The sequence below is a fragment of the Variovorax sp. 01T439_2 genome (assembly GCF_056398445.1).
Map to the genome: position 1 here is coordinate 1 of NZ_JBFTPJ010000031.1, position 14,394 is coordinate 14,394.

General features: G+C 68.2%; 14 protein-coding genes, 1 pseudogene and 1 riboswitch. Of the genes and pseudogenes, 2 read left to right on the forward strand and 13 right to left on the reverse strand.

All coding sequences use genetic code 11. The features are described from left to right. The 5 genes and pseudogenes from AC1DOC_RS02750 to AC1DOC_RS02770 form a co-directional block, all read right to left on the reverse strand. Positions 1-328: pseudogene (locus AC1DOC_RS02750) on the reverse strand (TonB-dependent siderophore receptor); the annotation flags it as partial. 8 nt (positions 329-336) lie between these two features. Beyond that, complete coding sequence (gene thiE / locus AC1DOC_RS02755; protein ID WP_018906083.1) at positions 337-1,266, reverse strand: thiamine phosphate synthase; 930 nt, start codon at positions 1,264-1,266, stop codon at positions 337-339. Then, the gene (locus AC1DOC_RS02760) at positions 1,263-2,084 is read right to left on the reverse strand and encodes a thiazole synthase (protein ID WP_018906082.1); all 822 of its coding nucleotides are present in this window, start codon (positions 2,082-2,084) and stop codon (positions 1,263-1,265) included. Before AC1DOC_RS02760 ends, thiE begins: the two co-directional genes overlap by 4 nt. Positions 2,085-2,119: 35 nt before the next feature. Next, positions 2,120-2,323 carry a sulfur carrier protein ThiS gene (thiS, locus tag AC1DOC_RS02765; RefSeq protein WP_018906081.1) on the reverse strand — a complete coding sequence of 68 codons (204 nt, stop codon included), beginning with the start codon at positions 2,321-2,323 and terminating at the stop codon, positions 2,120-2,122. Next, positions 2,320-3,411 (reverse strand): FAD-dependent oxidoreductase, encoded by a 1,092-nt coding sequence (locus AC1DOC_RS02770; RefSeq protein WP_018906080.1) that lies wholly within the window; start codon positions 3,409-3,411, stop codon positions 2,320-2,322. The genes thiS and AC1DOC_RS02770 overlap by 4 nt, the downstream gene beginning before the upstream one ends. A gap of 95 nt (positions 3,412-3,506) precedes the next feature. Here AC1DOC_RS02770 and thiD point away from each other — a divergent pair, with 95 nt between their 5' ends. Then, positions 3,507-4,370, forward strand: coding sequence for a bifunctional hydroxymethylpyrimidine kinase/phosphomethylpyrimidine kinase (gene thiD, locus AC1DOC_RS02775; protein ID WP_018906079.1), 864 nt, complete (start codon positions 3,507-3,509; stop codon positions 4,368-4,370). On the opposite strand, the gene AC1DOC_RS02780 is transcribed toward thiD, so the two are convergent. Further along, positions 4,318-5,658: a purine-cytosine permease family protein gene (locus tag AC1DOC_RS02780; protein ID WP_018906078.1), complete on the reverse strand. Its 1,341-nt coding sequence runs from the start codon at positions 5,656-5,658 to the stop codon at positions 4,318-4,320. The two genes, thiD and AC1DOC_RS02780, sit on opposite strands and share 53 nt — an antisense overlap. Positions 5,659-5,734: 76 nt before the next feature. Next, a riboswitch (TPP riboswitch) is annotated at positions 5,735-5,842 on the reverse strand. A 117-nt stretch (positions 5,843-5,959) separates the two neighbouring features. Here AC1DOC_RS02780 and AC1DOC_RS02785 point away from each other — a divergent pair. Then, positions 5,960-7,264 (forward strand): aspartate aminotransferase family protein, encoded by a 1,305-nt coding sequence (locus tag AC1DOC_RS02785; RefSeq protein ID WP_018906077.1) that lies wholly within the window; start codon positions 5,960-5,962, stop codon positions 7,262-7,264. On the opposite strand, the gene AC1DOC_RS02790 is transcribed toward AC1DOC_RS02785, so the two are convergent. Genes AC1DOC_RS02790 through AC1DOC_RS02820 form a run of 7 tightly spaced genes read right to left on the reverse strand, consistent with a single transcriptional unit; the run spans position 7,251 to position 13,812 of the window. Next, positions 7,251-8,324, reverse strand: coding sequence for an NAD(P)/FAD-dependent oxidoreductase (locus tag AC1DOC_RS02790; protein WP_051128039.1), 1,074 nt, complete (start codon positions 8,322-8,324; stop codon positions 7,251-7,253). The two genes, AC1DOC_RS02785 and AC1DOC_RS02790, sit on opposite strands and share 14 nt — an antisense overlap. Further along, positions 8,282-8,611 (reverse strand): ferredoxin FdxA, encoded by a 330-nt coding sequence (fdxA, locus tag AC1DOC_RS02795; protein WP_012747513.1) that lies wholly within the window; start codon positions 8,609-8,611, stop codon positions 8,282-8,284. Before fdxA ends, AC1DOC_RS02790 begins: the two co-directional genes overlap by 43 nt. A 43-nt stretch (positions 8,612-8,654) precedes the next feature. Then, positions 8,655-9,992 carry a sulfate adenylyltransferase subunit 1 gene (locus AC1DOC_RS02800; protein WP_478129377.1) on the reverse strand — a complete coding sequence of 446 codons (1,338 nt, stop codon included), beginning with the start codon at positions 9,990-9,992 and terminating at the stop codon, positions 8,655-8,657. Continuing rightward, positions 9,992-10,945 carry a sulfate adenylyltransferase subunit CysD gene (gene cysD / locus AC1DOC_RS02805; RefSeq protein ID WP_012747515.1) on the reverse strand — a complete coding sequence of 318 codons (954 nt, stop codon included), beginning with the start codon at positions 10,943-10,945 and terminating at the stop codon, positions 9,992-9,994. The genes AC1DOC_RS02800 and cysD overlap by 1 nt, the downstream gene beginning before the upstream one ends. Positions 10,946-10,988: 43 nt before the next feature. Further along, positions 10,989-11,621, reverse strand: a complete 633-nt coding sequence (locus AC1DOC_RS02810; protein WP_018906074.1) for a phosphoadenosine phosphosulfate reductase domain-containing protein — start codon at positions 11,619-11,621, stop codon at positions 10,989-10,991. A 20-nt stretch (positions 11,622-11,641) separates the two neighbouring features. After that, entirely contained in the window at positions 11,642-12,037 is a 396-nt protein-coding gene (locus tag AC1DOC_RS02815) for a DUF934 domain-containing protein (protein ID WP_018906073.1), read from the reverse strand. Further along, positions 12,034-13,812 carry a nitrite/sulfite reductase gene (locus AC1DOC_RS02820; RefSeq protein ID WP_018906072.1) on the reverse strand — a complete coding sequence of 593 codons (1,779 nt, stop codon included), beginning with the start codon at positions 13,810-13,812 and terminating at the stop codon, positions 12,034-12,036. The genes AC1DOC_RS02815 and AC1DOC_RS02820 overlap by 4 nt, the downstream gene beginning before the upstream one ends. Between the last annotated feature and the right edge of the window lie 582 nt (positions 13,813-14,394).

The window sequence follows — 14,394 nt, forward strand, 5'->3', positions numbered from 1 at the left end:
CCGTGAGGTAGTCCCAGTAGCCGGCCGAGTTGTAGGCGTCGGTCACCGAGGAGTCGAACTGAGTGAGGTCGGCGAGGCGGCGCGCGCCGCTCGTGCGCAGCTGCGTGCTGTCGATCACGGTGGCCGAGAGCGGCAGCTCGCGCAGCGGCACGTCGCCGAAGCCGCTCACCTCGGCTTGCGGGGCCGCGCTGCTTTCGTTCACCGTGATGGCGGGCAACTGCTCGGTTGGCTGCTGCGCCTGTGCGCCACCAGCCGCCAGAAGAAAGGCGGTGGCCACTGCACGAGAGACCGGCGTCAGCGGCCAGGATCGGAATTGCTTTTGTGTCATTGGATCGTTCATGCGGCGGCGGCTATCGACGCCATCCATTGCGCGGCCGTGGCCTCGGGATCTTCAGCGGCGACAAGCGCGCGCACCACGGCGACCGAGCCGACGCCGGTGGCCAGCACCTCGGGCAGGCGAACGGCGTCGATGCCGCCGATGCCCACCTGCGGATAGCCGCGCAGCAGCCGCGCATAGGCCGCAAGCCGCGCCACGCCCTGCGGTGCGGTCGCCATCTTCTTGAGGGTGGTCGGATACACCGCACCCATCGCGATGTAGCTCGGGCTCACCGCATCGGCGCGCACCATCTCGGCATAGCCATGGGTGCTGACGCCGAGCCGCAGGCCCGCATCGCGGATCTGCCGCACCTGTTCGGGCGCCAGTGCGTCGAGGTCTTCCTGGCCCAGGTGCACGCCGTAGGCACCCGCGGCAATGGCGGTATGCCAGTGGTCGTTGATGAAGAGCAGCGCGCCGGTGCCGCGCACCGCGTCGACGGCCGCATGCACTTCGCGCTCGGTGGCGGCCGCGTCGTCCGACTTGAAGCGCAGCTGCACCGTGGGAACGCCGGCGCGCGCCATGCGGCCGACCCATCGCGCATCGGGCAGCACGGCGTAGAGGCCGAGCCGTTCGGGGCTGGGCGCGAAGGCGTCGCCGCGTTCGGTGGGCGGGAACGCGCGCATGCCGAAATCGGTGGGCGTCTCGGGCCACTGGTCGGCATCGAAAGCGCCGGTGCGCACGGTCTGCGCCTGCCAGGCTTGCGCCAGGCATTCGGAATCGATTTCGATGAAGCCGAGCGCCGTGCAGGCCTGCTTCGCGCCGCGGTACACCGGGTCGTCCGACGAAAAGCTGCCGGCCGAAATGGCCGCGGCCGTGATGGCGCCAAAGCGCAAGCCATGCGCCGCGACGATGGCGTGGGCAACTGCCCTGTGGTCGTTCAGTGCGGTCATGCTGTGTGATGCCAGAAAGGCGTGCCGAGCACCGGTGTGCTGGGCTGCGCGGAATCCTGCGCGGCCATGGCGCCGGCGCGGTGGGCCGCGCGGCCGGCCTGCACGGCGTCGGCAAAGGCGCCGGCCATCGACACCGGGTCCTGCGCCAGCGCCACGGCGGTGTTGAGCAGGACACCGTCGTAGCCCCATTCCATCACCTGGCAGGCATGCGAGGGCAGGCCCAGGCCCGCATCGACCAGCATCGGCACGCTGAGCCGCTCGCGCAGCAACTGCAGCGCATAGGGATTGACGGGCCCGCGGCCGGTGCCGATGGGCGCTGCCCAGGGCATCACGGCCTGGCAGCCGACGTCGACCAGCCGCTGGCACAGCACGAGGTCTTCGGTGCAATAGGGCAGCACCTGGAAGCCGTCGCGGATCAACTGCGACGCGGCATCGACGAGGTTCAGCGTGTCGGGCTGCAGCGTGTAGTCGTCGCCGATCAGTTCGAGCTTGATCCACGGCGTGTCGAACAGCTCGCGCGCCATCTGCGCGGTGGCGATCACCTCCTGCACGCTGTGGCAGCCGGCGGTGTTGGGCAGCACCGGCACCGCGAGCCGGCGCAGCAGCTCCCAGAAGCCGTTGCCGCTGTCGCTTGCGCCGGGGCTGGCGGACTGGCGGCGCAGCGAGGCCGTCAGCATGGCCGGCTTGGCGCGATTCACCGCGGCTTCGAGCAGGTCCGGCGAGGGATAGCGCGCGGTGCCCAGCAGCAGGCGGCTCTGGAAGGTCTGGCCGTAGAGAACCAGCGGATCGTTGTCCGGAATTGCAGATGCGGTCGTCATGGTGCGTGTTGTCTCCATCTCTGTGGGGTGCTTGTTCAGCCGCCGGTCACGGGGCGGATCACTTCGATGCGGTCTTCGGGCTGCAGCGCGCGCGCCGCATGGGCCGAGCGCGGCACGAACTCGCGGTTCACGGCCACCGCGAACGGCGGCACGGCGTTCAGTGCGGCCAGCGCGTCGAGCACGGTGGCGCGGTCCGGCAGCGTGTAAGGCTTGTCGTTGATCAGGACATTCATCGTCATGCTTCGGATGTCTCCAGGCCGAGCTTCTGCGCGAGCGCAGAGCGGCCGTGCACGAGCAGCTCCATGGCGGCGTCGAGCACGGCGGGCGCGATCATGAAACCGTGGCGGTACAGGCCATTGATCTGCAGCACGCGCGGCTGCGGCTGGCGGATGGCGGGCAGGTTGTCGGGCAGCGTGGGCCGGCATTGGGTCGCGATCTCGAGGATGCGGGCTTCGGCGAAGCCGCTGTGCACCGCATAGGCCGCGCTCAGCAGCTCGAGTGTGGAGCGCACGCTGGCGGGCGACATGTCGTCGGATTCGATCTCGGTCGCGCCGATCACGAACACGCTGCCGGGCTTGGGTGCGATGTAGAGCGGATAGCGCGGATGCACCAGCCGCGTGGGCCGCTGCAGCGCCACCTCGGGCGCATGCACGCGGACGACTTCGCCGCGCACGCCGCGCAGCGCGTTCCACTGCGGCTTGGCGCCGAGGCCGCGGCAGTCGATCACCCAGTCGGACTGGCCCGGCGTGCCCGGAGAAAAATCGCCGGGCGTGCGCGGCGACTGCCAATGCAGCTTCACGCCGGGGCTGGCCTGCAGCGTGGCCAGCAGCGAGGCGAGCAGTGCACGGTTGTCGAGCTGGCCTTCGCCCGGAAGGAACAAGCCCTGTGCGAAGCGCTGGCCGAGCGACGGCTCCAGCGTGGCAATGCCGGTGCCGTCGAGCGTCTCCATCGGGGCGAGCTCGGGCACCTGCGTGCCGGTGCGCGCCAGCACGCGCGCGAGCCGCGCGGCCTCGGCGGCGTCCTGCCGGTGCCACAGCACCAGCGTGCCTTCGCGCTGGAAGAACACCGGCTGCGCCAGCGGCGACAGCAGCTCGGGCCAGCGGCCCAGCGCGTACTGTCCCATGCGCACGAGCGGCACCGGCGCCACGGCCGATTCGGCCAGCGGCGCGAGCATGGCGGCCGCCACGCGCGCGGCCGCGCCTTCGGCCTCGGGACTGCCCGCCTCGAACAGATCGACCTTGCAGCCGGCCCGCGCCAGCGTGACCGCGAGCAGCCGGCCCATGAGGCCCGCGCCGAGGATGGCGGCGGATTGGAATGGGAGGTTCATGGCCTTGCTCCTTCCCCTGCCGGGGGAAGGCCGGGATGGGGGTGGGCAGAGCGCTTGATGGATGCGCCGCTTGCCAGTCGCCGATAATTTTCAGCATGACCCAAGCACTTTCCGACGCGCCGCAGGCGCCCCTGCGCTATGCACGCGTGCTCTCGATCGCCGGCTCCGACAGCGGCGGCGGTGCCGGCATCCAGGCCGACCTGAAGACCTTCGCGGCGCTCGGCTGCTACGGCATGACGGCCATCACGGCGCTCACCGCGCAGAACACGCTCGGCGTGTCGGGCATCCATGGCGTGCCGCCGGCTTTCCTCAAGGCGCAGATCCAGGCGGTGGTCGAGGACATCGGCGTGGATGCGGTCAAGCTCGGCATGCTGCATGCGCCCGAGGTGGTCGAGGTGGTGGCCTGGGCCATCGATCACTACCGGCTGCCCAACGTGGTGCTCGATCCGGTGATGGTCGCCACCAGCGGCGACCGCCTGATCGCCTCCGAAACCGTGCAGGTGCTGGTGCGCGAACTGTTCCCGCGCGCCGTGGTGGTCACGCCCAATCTCGACGAAGCGGCCTTGCTGATCGGCCATGCGATCGGCGGCATCGATGCCCTCGACGATGCGGCCAACGAACTGCTGGCGCTCGGCGCGCAGGCCGTGCTGCTCAAGGGCGGGCACTTGCCGGGCGACGAGGTGGTCGACGTGCTGCTGCAGACGGGCGGCGCTCGCAAGCGGCTGGCCTCGCAGCGCATCGCGAGCCGCAACCTGCATGGCACGGGCTGCACGCTGTCGTCCGCCATTGCCGCGCACCTGGCGCTGGGGCTTGCGTTGCCCGAGGCCGTCGAGCGCGCGCGCGCCTACATCCTCGGCGCGATGGCCGCCGGCGCGCAGGTGAAGACCGGCGCGGGACACGGCCCGCTCAACCACGGTTTTGCGCCAGTGCCGACGCACCGCCTGCCGCCGTCGGCGTAGCCTTGGGCCGGCTGGCCCAGGCCAGCAGGAAGGTCGCGGCCAGTGTCGGCAGCGCCGAGCCGAATTGCGGCGCCCACTTGGCGAGCGCGTGGTAGGCCGCGATGCCCGCAATCCAGATCAGCGCAGCGCCCAGGTCAACCCGGCGCATGCCCACCGACAAGACCGCCTGGCCCGTGCCCAGCCGCCCCAGGATCACGCCGTAGAGCGGCACGAACACCGAACTCAGCATCAGCAGGAACGGCTCGAGCGTGTGCATCGGCAGCACCAGCGCGAGCGCCGTGCACAGCGCCGCGAGCAGGAGGCCCCAGCGCCGCACGCTCCAGTGCGGCAGCAGGCTGTGGGTGGACACCGAGCCCGAATACACATCGCCATACGCGTTGTCGAGCTCGTCGATCAGTATCAGGCCCAGCGCCACCAGGCCGCCTTGCGCGAGCAGCAGCGCGGTGACCAGGCCGGTGCCCGGTTCCGCCACGCTCACCACCATCACGCCGAGCGCATAGCACCAGACGTTGGCCAGCGCATAGCCGATCCAGGTGCCGCTGAAGGCGCTGCCGAGGCCACCTGCGCTGCGCTTGCCGTGGCGCGCGTAGTCGGCCACCAGCGGCAGCCACGAGACCGGCATCGCAATCACCAAGTCGAGCGCGCCGAACATGCCCATAGTGCCATCGCCGGGGCGCGCCCAGAAGGCGTCGAGGCCCTTGGCTTGCAAGCGCGTCGCGAACTGCCAGGTCAGCCAGAGCAGAGAAAGCACCACCAGCGGCAGGCCGAAGCGGCTCACGAAGCGCCGCACCAGCTTGACCATGGAGCCGGCCAGGAGCGCCAGCAGCACTGCGCCCCAGAGCAGCGTGGTGAGGGCGCCGCCCAGCGGCCCGCCGAGCGCCAGGCCGAAGGCCTGCTGGCCGATCGCCTGCGTGCCTTCGCGCATGATGACGAGCTCGAAGGTGGTCCAGCCCACCAGCTGCACGATGTTGAGCAGCACCGGCAGCCGTGCGAACGCGCTGCCGTAGGTGGCGTGCATCAGCCCGGCGCTCGCCAGGCCGCTCTCGCAGCCGATCCGCGCGGTCCAGGCCAGCAGGCCCGCGCCGAGCAGCGAGCCCAGCACGATCGCGATGGCCGCGTCGCGCGTGCCTACTGCCGGCACCAGGTAGGCGCCGATCTGCATCACCAGCAGCCCGACGCCCAGGCTGAACCAGAGCGATGCGTGGTCGTGCCAGCCGAACACGCGCTGCGATGCGGGCAGCGGCGCGAGCGCCTCGTTGGCGGAAGAAGCTTCGTTGTCGTGTGCCATCCAGTTGCTCCAGTGCAAAAGGTTTGGCAGGTGGGCGAGGCTCCGGCGGTGGAGCCATCGCGCGAGACAACGCGACAGGCCGCCGGACCAGCTTCCCTGCGCGAGGATTACCTCAGTCAGGTTCAAAGGGACTCTCTCAGTCAGCCCCGGAACGGATCCCGGTTCGACACCCCTAGCGGTGGTGCTCCGCGCCGTGGCGCAAAGCGGAAACTATTGTACGAGCCTGTGCGCCCAGCCTCCAAACCATGGATGATGGTCCGGATATGGCAATCCGCATGCCGCCACTTCGAGGATGTGTTCCATGAGCGATTCCGCAATCGACCAGTCCCTTGCCCAGGCCTTCCAGCGCTTCACCGAGGCCAACCCGGCCAGCCGGCGCCAGTTCGAGGCGCAGGTGCGCTACATGCCCGGTGCCAACAGCCGCTCGGTGCTGTTCTATGCGCCGTTTCCGCTCACCATCGCCAAGGGCGAGGGCGCTGCGCTCTGGGATGCCGACGGCCACCGCTATGCCGACTTCATCGCCGAATACACGGCCGGCGTCTACGGCCACTCGGCACCCGAGATCCGCGATGCCGTCGTCGAGGCAATGCAGGGTGGCATCAACCTCACGGGCCACAACCTGCTCGAAGGAAGGCTCGCCAAGACCATCTGCGAGCGCTTTCCGCAGATCGAGCAATTGCGCTTCACCAACTCGGGCACCGAGGCCAACCTGATGGCGCTCACGGCCGCGCTGCACTTCACGGGGCGGCGGAAGATCGTGGTGTTTTCGGGCGGCTACCACGGCGGCGTGCTCGGGTTCGGCGCCAAGCCGCTGCCGACGACCGTGCCCTTCGACTTCCTGGTGCTGCCCTACAACGACGCCCAGGTTGCGGGCGAGCAGATCGAGAAGCACGGGCCGGAGATCGCCGCGATCCTGGTCGAGCCGATGCAGGGCGCGAGCGGCTGCATTCCGGGGCGCCTCGACTTTCTGCAAGCACTTCGCGAGGGCGCGACGAAGGTGGGCGCGCTGCTGATCTTCGACGAGGTCATGACCTCGCGCCTCGCACCGAACGGCCTCGCCAACAAGCTGGGCATCCGGTCGGACCTGACCACGCTGGGCAAGTACATCGGCGGCGGCATGTCGTTCGGCGCTTTCGGCGGGCGTGCGGACGTGATGGCGCAGTTCGATCCACGCACCGGTTCGCTCTCCCATTCGGGCACCTTCAACAACAACGTGATGACCATGGCGGCCGGACATGCGGGCCTCACGAAGCTGTTCACGCCCGAGGCGGCCGGCGCGCTGGCCGAGCGCGGCGAGGCGATGCGTGCGCGGCTCAATGCGCTGTGTGCAAAAGAGGATGTGGCCATGCAGTTCACCGGCGTCGGCTCGCTGATGAACGCACATTTCGTGCGCGGGGAAGTGCGGCGCGTGGACGACCTGGCGGCGGTCGACGGGCGGCTGCGGCAGCTGCTGTTCTTCCACCTGCTGGGCGAGGGCATCTACGCCTCGCCGCGCGGCTTCATCGTGCTGTCTCTGCCGCTGACCGATGCGGACATCGACCGATTCGCCGCCGCCATCGGCCGCTTCATCGGCGAATACCGCGCGCTGCTGCCTAGCGCGAGCTAGCCACGCCCAGCAGTTCGTGCAGCCGCGTGCTGGTGGTCGTGTACTGCAGCGGAATCGCCTTGCCCGGGAACACGATGGCGGTGGCGCCCCAGGCCGCCAGCGTGGCTTCGTGGAAGCCGCAGACGATGAGCTTCTTCTTGCCCGGATAGGTGTTGATGTCGCCCACCGCGAACACGCCGCGTTCGCGGGTTTCGTACTTCTCGGTGTCGACCGGCACCTGCTTGCGCTCCAGTTCCAGGCCCCAGTCGGCAATGGGGCCGAGGCGCGGGGAGATGCCGAGGCAGGCGATCAGCGCGTCGAGCGGCAGGTCGACGGTGGTTGCATCGGGCGTGGTGATCTGCAGTTGCCTGCCATCGAAGGCGGTGGGCTGGCCGACCTTGAACGCGAGCTTGCCTTCGGCGACCAGCGCGCGCATCGAAGCGACCAGCGCCTCGTCGGCCTGGAAGCCATCGCGCCGGTGGACCAGCGTGACCTGCCTTGCAATGGCCGTGAGCGCGATGGCGGTTTCCAGCGCCACGTCATCGCCGCCATTCACCACCACCGCCTGCCCGGCAAAGCGGTCCAGCGAATCGGGGTGGTAGAAAAGAGAGCGGCCTTCGAACTGCGCAATGCCTTCGATCGCGATGCGCTTGGGCACGAAGGCACCGACACCGGCCGCGATGAACACGGTCTTCGCCAGGAAAGCCGTGCCGGCGGTGGTGGTCAGCAGCAGGCGCTCGTCGGCCTGCCTTTCGAGCGTGGCCACCTGCTCGCCAAAATGGAACTGGGGCTTGAACGGTTCGACCTGCTTGAGCAGCGACTGCGCGAGTTCGCTTCCGCTGGTGACCGGCGTGCCGGGAATGTCGTAGATCGGCTTGCCGCCGTAGAGGGCCACGCACTGGCCGCCCGCGGCGGGCAGTGCATCGACGATATGGCAGGAGATCTCGAGCAGGCCGAGCTGAAAGGCCTGGAACAGYCCGACCGGACCGGCGCCGATGATGAGCGCGTCGGTTTCGATGGGGGCTCGGCCYTCGGGGTTCAACGGACCAGTTCGCCGACCTTGTCGGTCTTGTCTTTCCATTCTTCGGCGTCGGGCAGCGCGGGCTTGCGCTTGGTGATGCTCTTCCAGCCATCGGCCACCGCGAGTTCGGCGTTGAGCTTGATGAACGCGATCTGGTTGGCCGGAAGGTCTTCCTCGGCATAGATCGCGTTGACCGGGCACTCGGGGATGCAGACGGCGCAGTCGATGCATTCGTCCGGGTCGATCACCAGCATGTTGGGGCCTTCGCGGAAGCAATCCACGGGGCATACGTCCACGCAGTCGGTGTATTTGCAGCGGATGCAGGCTTCGGAGACGACGTGGGTCATTTGTCTTCTAACGTCAGTGTGAGGTCGGGGAAAACCCCAGATTTTAGGCCTTTGCGGCGGCAGGCTGCACGAGCACGGCGGCAGCGGTCTTGTGGGAGGCCGTATCGACCAGCACCAGCGAGCCCAGGGCGCGCGATTGCGTGAAGGGCAGCACGGCCAGCGGCTGCTGCAGCGAAAGCACCACGTCGCCGATGGAATTGGCTTCCAGCTGCGTGGCGGGCTCGGATTCGAGCGTGGTGATGTTCACCCGGTCGACGATGCGCGCCACCTTGGCCTTGACCCAGCGGTGGCCCTGCAGCGCCCAGTAGACGCGGCCCGCGACCAGCGGCTCGTCGTCGAGCCAGGCCACGGTGGCGGTGATCTCGCGCACCGGCTCGAAGGCGCCGGGCGCCAGCAGCCAGTCGCCGCGCGAGACGTCGACCTCGCGGTCGAGCACGATGCCGGCGCTGTGGCCTGCATGCACCACCTTCGGCTGCCGCGTATGGCTCAGCACCTGCGCGACCGTGGCGGTCTGGTTGCTCGGCAGCACGGTCACGCGCTGGCCCGGCTCCACATGGCCGGAAGCCACGCGGCCCCAGAACACGCGGCGGCCCTGCGAGGTGTCGGCCGAGGCCGAGAACTTCTCGACCCACTGCACCGGGAAGGCGAAGGGCACGTCCTCGTCCTGCGCGGTGACCGGCAATTCCTCGAGCAGTTCGAGCAGGCTCGGGCCCTCGTAGCCGACCCAGTCGGCATGGCGCGTGGCCACGTTCCAGCCCTTGAGCGCCGAGATCGGCACGATGGCCGCCACCTGCACGCCGGCCGCTTCGGCAAAGGCGTTGAGCGCGGTCGAGATGCGCTCGAAGGCCAGGCCCGCGTCGTCGATGGCGTCGAGCTTGTTGACCGCGAACACGATCGACTGCACGCGCAGAAGGTGGCACAGCAGTGTGTGGCGGCGGGTCTGCGGCAGCAGCTCGCGCTTGACCACCGTGCCGTCTTCCACTTCGGCGGCCCAGGCCAGCTTGGTGRCATCGACCAGCACCACGGCGGCATCGGCAGCCGAGGCGGCCGTGACCATGTTGCGGGTGTACTGCTCATGSCCCGGCGCATCGCCGATGATGAACTTGCGCTTGGCGGTCGAGAAGTAGCGGTAGGCCACGTCGATCGTGATGCCCTGCTCGCGTTCGGCGGAGAGGCCGTCGGTCAAAAGGGCCAGGTCGGTTTCGCCGCCGCGCTGCACGCCGGCCAGCTGGTCCTGCAGCACGGTCTTGCTGTCGACCAGCAGGCGGCCGATCAGCGTGCTCTTGCCGTCGTCGACCGAGCCGCAGGTGATGAAGCGCAGGGCGGTGCCGGTGTCGCCGTGGAGGGCGGTGTTGTCAAGGGTTGCCGTTGTCGTGCTCATCAGAAATACCCGTCTTTTTTGCGCTTCTCCATCGAAGCTTCCGAAGTCATGTCGTCCATCCGCGTCGCGCCGCGCTCGCTGACGTCGACGCTCAGCGTTTCGAGCACCACGTCGCCCGCGTCGGCCGCCAGGCTCTCGACCGGGCAGGTGGTCGTGATGTCGCCTACGGTGCGAAAGCGCACGTCGCGCACCTGCACGGTTTCGCCGTCGCGCGGCGGGGTGAGTTCGGTCACGGGCACCAGCAGGCCGCGGCGCTCGACCACTTCGCGCTTGTGCGTGTAGTAGATCGACGGCAGGCCGACGTGCTCGCGCTCGATGTACTGCCASACGTCSAGCTCGGTCCAGTTGGAGATCGGGAACACGCGGAAGTGCTCGCCCGGTGCGAGGCGGGTGTTGAACAGCGTCCACAGCTCGGGGCGCTGGTCCTTGGGCTGCCATTGGCCGAAGGAATCGCGGTGCGAAAAGATGCGCTCCTTGGCGCGCGCCTTTTCCTCGTCGCGGCGCGCGCCGCCGATCAGCGCGTCGAAGCGGAATTCTTCAATGGCCTCGAGCAGCGTGACCGACTGGTGCGCATTGCGCGATTCGCCGGGGTGCGCGAGGCGCACGGTGCCGCGCGCCATCGAATCTTCCACGCTGCGCACGATGAGTTCGGCGCCCAGTTCCTTCGCGCGCTGGTCGCGGTAGGCCGTCACTTCGGGGAAGTTGTGACCCGTGTCGATCATCAGCAGCGGGTACGGAATACGGCCGGCGCCAAAGGCCTTTTCCGCGCACTTGAGCAGCACCAGCGAATCCTTGCCGCCCGAGAACAGCAGGGTGGGGCGCTCGAAGGCGGCCGCCACTTCGCGCAGGATGAAGACGGTTTCCTCTTCCAGCGCATCGAGATGGGTGTTGGACAGGCGCGCGGGAGAGTGCATGGGCGGCAGCAGCAGTTCGGTTTCGGTACGGGCGTTCATCGGGGTGGGTGCTGAATGCGGAGGATCGGCGAGGCGTGGGCGCTCAGTGCGAGAGGTGCAATCCGCACTCGCGGTTGTCTTCGCCCTTGGTCGGGTCCACGTAGTCGAAGTTGTTGGGCAGGCCATGCGCTTCGCAGTACGTGTACAGGTCCTTGGACGACCAGTGCAGGAGCGGCGCGACCTTGATCAATCCGTCCGGATTGACGCTGACCGGGTCCATCTGCGCGCGCACGGCCGTGTCGGTGGCCCGAAGCGCGGTGAACCAGACCTGCGGTGCCGTCTCGCGCAGTGCGCGCGCAAAGGGCTCGAGCTTCACTTCCTCCGTGAAGGCGGCGTGGCGCGGATCGTCGAGCGCCGGCGTCGGGCCTTCCACCGCTTCGCGATGCGCACGCGAACGGCGCGGCAGGTAGATGTGCAGGTCCAGGCCCAGCTGCCTGGTCACCTCGTCGGCAAAGCGGTAGGTGGCCTCGGTGTTGTAGCCGTTGTCCATCCAGACCACGGGAACGTCGCGCTTGGCGCGCGTGACCATGTGCAGGATCACCGCCTCGAACGGGCGGAAATTGGTGGTGACGATCGCGCGCTGGCCGAGGCCGATGGCCCAGTCCACCAGGCCCTCGGCGTTGCGGCCGAGTTCGGTGTTGATGCGTGCAAGATCGATGTCCGTGGCGATGCTCATGTCGATGGTTCCGTGCGGGCTCAGGTGCCGGCCGCGAAGTGCGGCGCGGGCTTTATTGCATCGCCCTGATAGAAGGCCGAGAAGCGGTCGAACTGGCGCTGTGCGTCGGTGGCGTCCACGCCTTCCTTGAGCACGGCGCTCGAGAAGCCGGTGCGTTCCATCTGCACCAGCTGGTCGATCAGCACGTCGCCGGTGGCGCGGATTTCGCCCTTGAAACCGAGCCGGCGGCGCAGCAAAAAGGCCTGGCTGTAGGCGCGGCCATCGGTGAACTTCGGAAAGTTCAGGTCGATGCGCTCGATGTCTTCCAGGCACACCTCGATGGCGAGCGGATCGGCATCGTTGGGCAGCTGCAGGACCTTCGGGTCGCCGTCGTCGATATGTTCCTCGGCGGCAAGGATGTTGAGGCGCCGGTTCATGCCGCTTCCTCCACCTTGAAGCGCGCACCGTTGGCCGCGGCCTTGAACGGGTCGTGGCCGACGCGGCGCAGCGTGTCGATGAAGGTCTCGCCGCCTTCGCGGGTGTCGCGGTAGGTGGTGAGCACGGCCTCGATCACGCCCGGCACTTCGGCCGCCGAGAACGAAGGGCCGACCACCTTGCCGGCCTGCGGCGTGCCGCTGAGGGCCGAGCCGTCGGAGCCGCCAAGGGTGACCTGGTACCACTCCTTGCCGTCCTTGTCGACGCCCAGGATGCCGATGTGGCCGCTGTGGTGGTGGCCGCAGGAGTTGATGCAGCCGCTGATGTGCAGGTCGATCTCGCCCAGGTCGTCGAGCTCGTCGAGGTCTTGATAGCGCTCGGTGATGGCTTCGGCAATGGGGATGGAGCGTGCATTGGCCAGCGCGCAGAAATCGCCGCCGGGGCAGGCGATCATGTCGGTCAGCAGGTGCACGTTGGCGCTGGCAAAGCCGGCCGCGCGGGCAGCGAGCCACAGCGCATGCAGGTCTTCGGCATGCACCCAGGGCAACACGATGTTCTGGTCGTGCGTCACGCGGGCTTCGCCGGCCGAGAAGCGGTCGGCCAGTTCGGCGAGCGTGTCGAGCTGGTCGGCCGAGGCGTCGCCGGGCGCCTGCTTCAGGCGCTTGAACGACAGCGTGACGGCGCGCAGCGCGGGGTTCTTGTGCGCGGCCACGTTGCGGGCCAGCCAGCGCGCGAACATGACGTCGTCGGCGGCGTGGGCACGCAGCTCGGCGTCGGTCTTCTCGGCGCTTTGCAGCACCCGGGTGGCGAGCGTCGGCGGCACGAAGGAGGCGGCCACGCGGTCGAACTCTTCCTGCGTGATGGTGTGCGGCGCGCCGTCGTGCTCGATGATCTGCTTGTACTCGGCCTCGACATCGTCGATGTAGCGCTGGCCTTCGGCCTTCACGAGGATCTTGATGCGCGCCTTGTAGATGTTGTCGCGGCGGCCATAGCGGTTGTAGACCCGGATCACCGCTTCGAGGTAGTTCATGATCTGCTGCCACGGCAGGAACTCGCGCAGCACGGTGCCGATGATCGGCGTGCGGCCCATGCCGCCGCCCACCTGCACGCGGAAGCCGATCTCGCCCGCTTCGTTCTTCACGAGCTTCAGGCCCACGTCGTGCCAGCCGGTGGCGGCGCGGTCTTCGGCGGCGCCGGTGATCGCGATCTTGAACTTGCGCGGCAGGAACGCGAATTCAGGATGCAGCGTGCTCCACTGGCGCATGATTTCGGCGTAGGGGCGCGGATCGGCGATCTCGTCGACCGCGATGCCGGCGCGCTCGTCGCTCGTGATGTTGCGGATGCAGTTGCCGCTGGTCTGGATGCCGTGCATGTCGACCGAGGCCAGCAGGTCCATCACGTCGGCCGACTTCGACAGCGGAATCCAGTTGTACTGGACATTCTGGCGCGTCGAGAAATGGGCGTAGTGCGTGGGCAGCTTGTGGCTGCCGAGCAGGCCCTGCGTCTCGACGGCCTTGCGGTAGACCTCGGCTTCGGGCTCGTCGTACTCGCGGGCGATGCGGGCGAGCACGCGCAGCTGGCGGCTCGAAAGCTCGCCGTAGGGCACGGCCACGCGCAGCATCGGCGCATAGCGCTGCACATACCAGCCATTTTGCAGCCGCAGCGGACGGAACTCGTCTTCGTGCAGGCGGCCCTTCTGCCAGCGCTCGAGCTGGTCTCTGAACTGGGCAGCCCGTTGATGGACGAACTGGCGATCGAATTCTGTGTATTGGTACATCGTGCGTGTGATCTTGAAGAAGTGCGGTGCCGCACGTACAACGGGGCGCCCCAGCAAGAAGCGGAGATTCTGAAACCGGGGCTTATGGAAGCAAACTATTTTTTGGTTCGGGCTTTATGCGGATAAGCTTATTCTTCAGTGTTCATGCGGGTTTGCGGGCGGTTGGATGCTTATTCTGGATAAGGGCGATAGGGGTTTTTTTGGGGCGACGTGGGTTGATTTTTTTCCGGGGCCGGGTCTCGCCCCGGCGGGCGACCTACTTTTCTTTGCTTCGCCAAAGAAACGTAGGCAAAAGAAAGGCGACCCCACTGTCTGCGACCTCCGCTTCGCTGCGGGCAACCTGCGGTGCTCGCGTTTCGCGGGGTCTCGCCCAAACTCGCTTCGCTCAAACAAGGGCGAGCCCTGATCCGCGAAACGCTGCGCTCCTCGGCGCATACAGAGGGGCTTGGGAACCGAACGGGCCTTTGCTTCGCTCGGCCACCAAGCCACTGCGGCGCTGCGCGCCGCAGTGGTTGGGATTGGCTGCTGGTATTGGCTGTTGGTATTGGGGCCGAGCGAAGCGAAGGCCGCCCGCTCCCACCC

Excerpts from the sequence above, each read along its gene's own strand:
- AC1DOC_RS02770 (WP_018906080.1), bottom strand. The coding sequence starts at position 3,411 with ATGAACCTCCCATTCCAATCCGCCGCCATCCTCGGCGCGGGCCTCATG.
- AC1DOC_RS02780 (WP_018906078.1), bottom strand. The coding sequence starts at position 5,658 with ATGGCACACGACAACGAAGCTTCTTCCGCCAACGAGGCGCTCGCGCCG.
- fdxA (WP_012747513.1), bottom strand. The coding sequence starts at position 8,611 with ATGACCCACGTCGTCTCCGAAGCCTGCATCCGCTGCAAATACACCGAC.
- AC1DOC_RS02815 (WP_018906073.1), bottom strand. The coding sequence starts at position 12,037 with ATGAACCGGCGCCTCAACATCCTTGCCGCCGAGGAACATATCGACGAC.
- AC1DOC_RS02760 (WP_018906082.1), bottom strand. The coding sequence starts at position 2,084 with ATGACGACCGCATCTGCAATTCCGGACAACGATCCGCTGGTTCTCTAC.
- AC1DOC_RS02785 (WP_018906077.1), top strand. The coding sequence starts at position 5,960 with ATGAGCGATTCCGCAATCGACCAGTCCCTTGCCCAGGCCTTCCAGCGC.
- AC1DOC_RS02820 (WP_018906072.1), bottom strand. The coding sequence starts at position 13,812 with ATGTACCAATACACAGAATTCGATCGCCAGTTCGTCCATCAACGGGCT.
- AC1DOC_RS02810 (WP_018906074.1), bottom strand. The coding sequence starts at position 11,621 with ATGAGCATCGCCACGGACATCGATCTTGCACGCATCAACACCGAACTC.
- thiS (WP_018906081.1), bottom strand. The coding sequence starts at position 2,323 with ATGACGATGAATGTCCTGATCAACGACAAGCCTTACACGCTGCCGGAC.
- thiD (WP_018906079.1), top strand. The coding sequence starts at position 3,507 with ATGACCCAAGCACTTTCCGACGCGCCGCAGGCGCCCCTGCGCTATGCA.
- thiE (WP_018906083.1), bottom strand. The coding sequence starts at position 1,266 with ATGACCGCACTGAACGACCACAGGGCAGTTGCCCACGCCATCGTCGCG.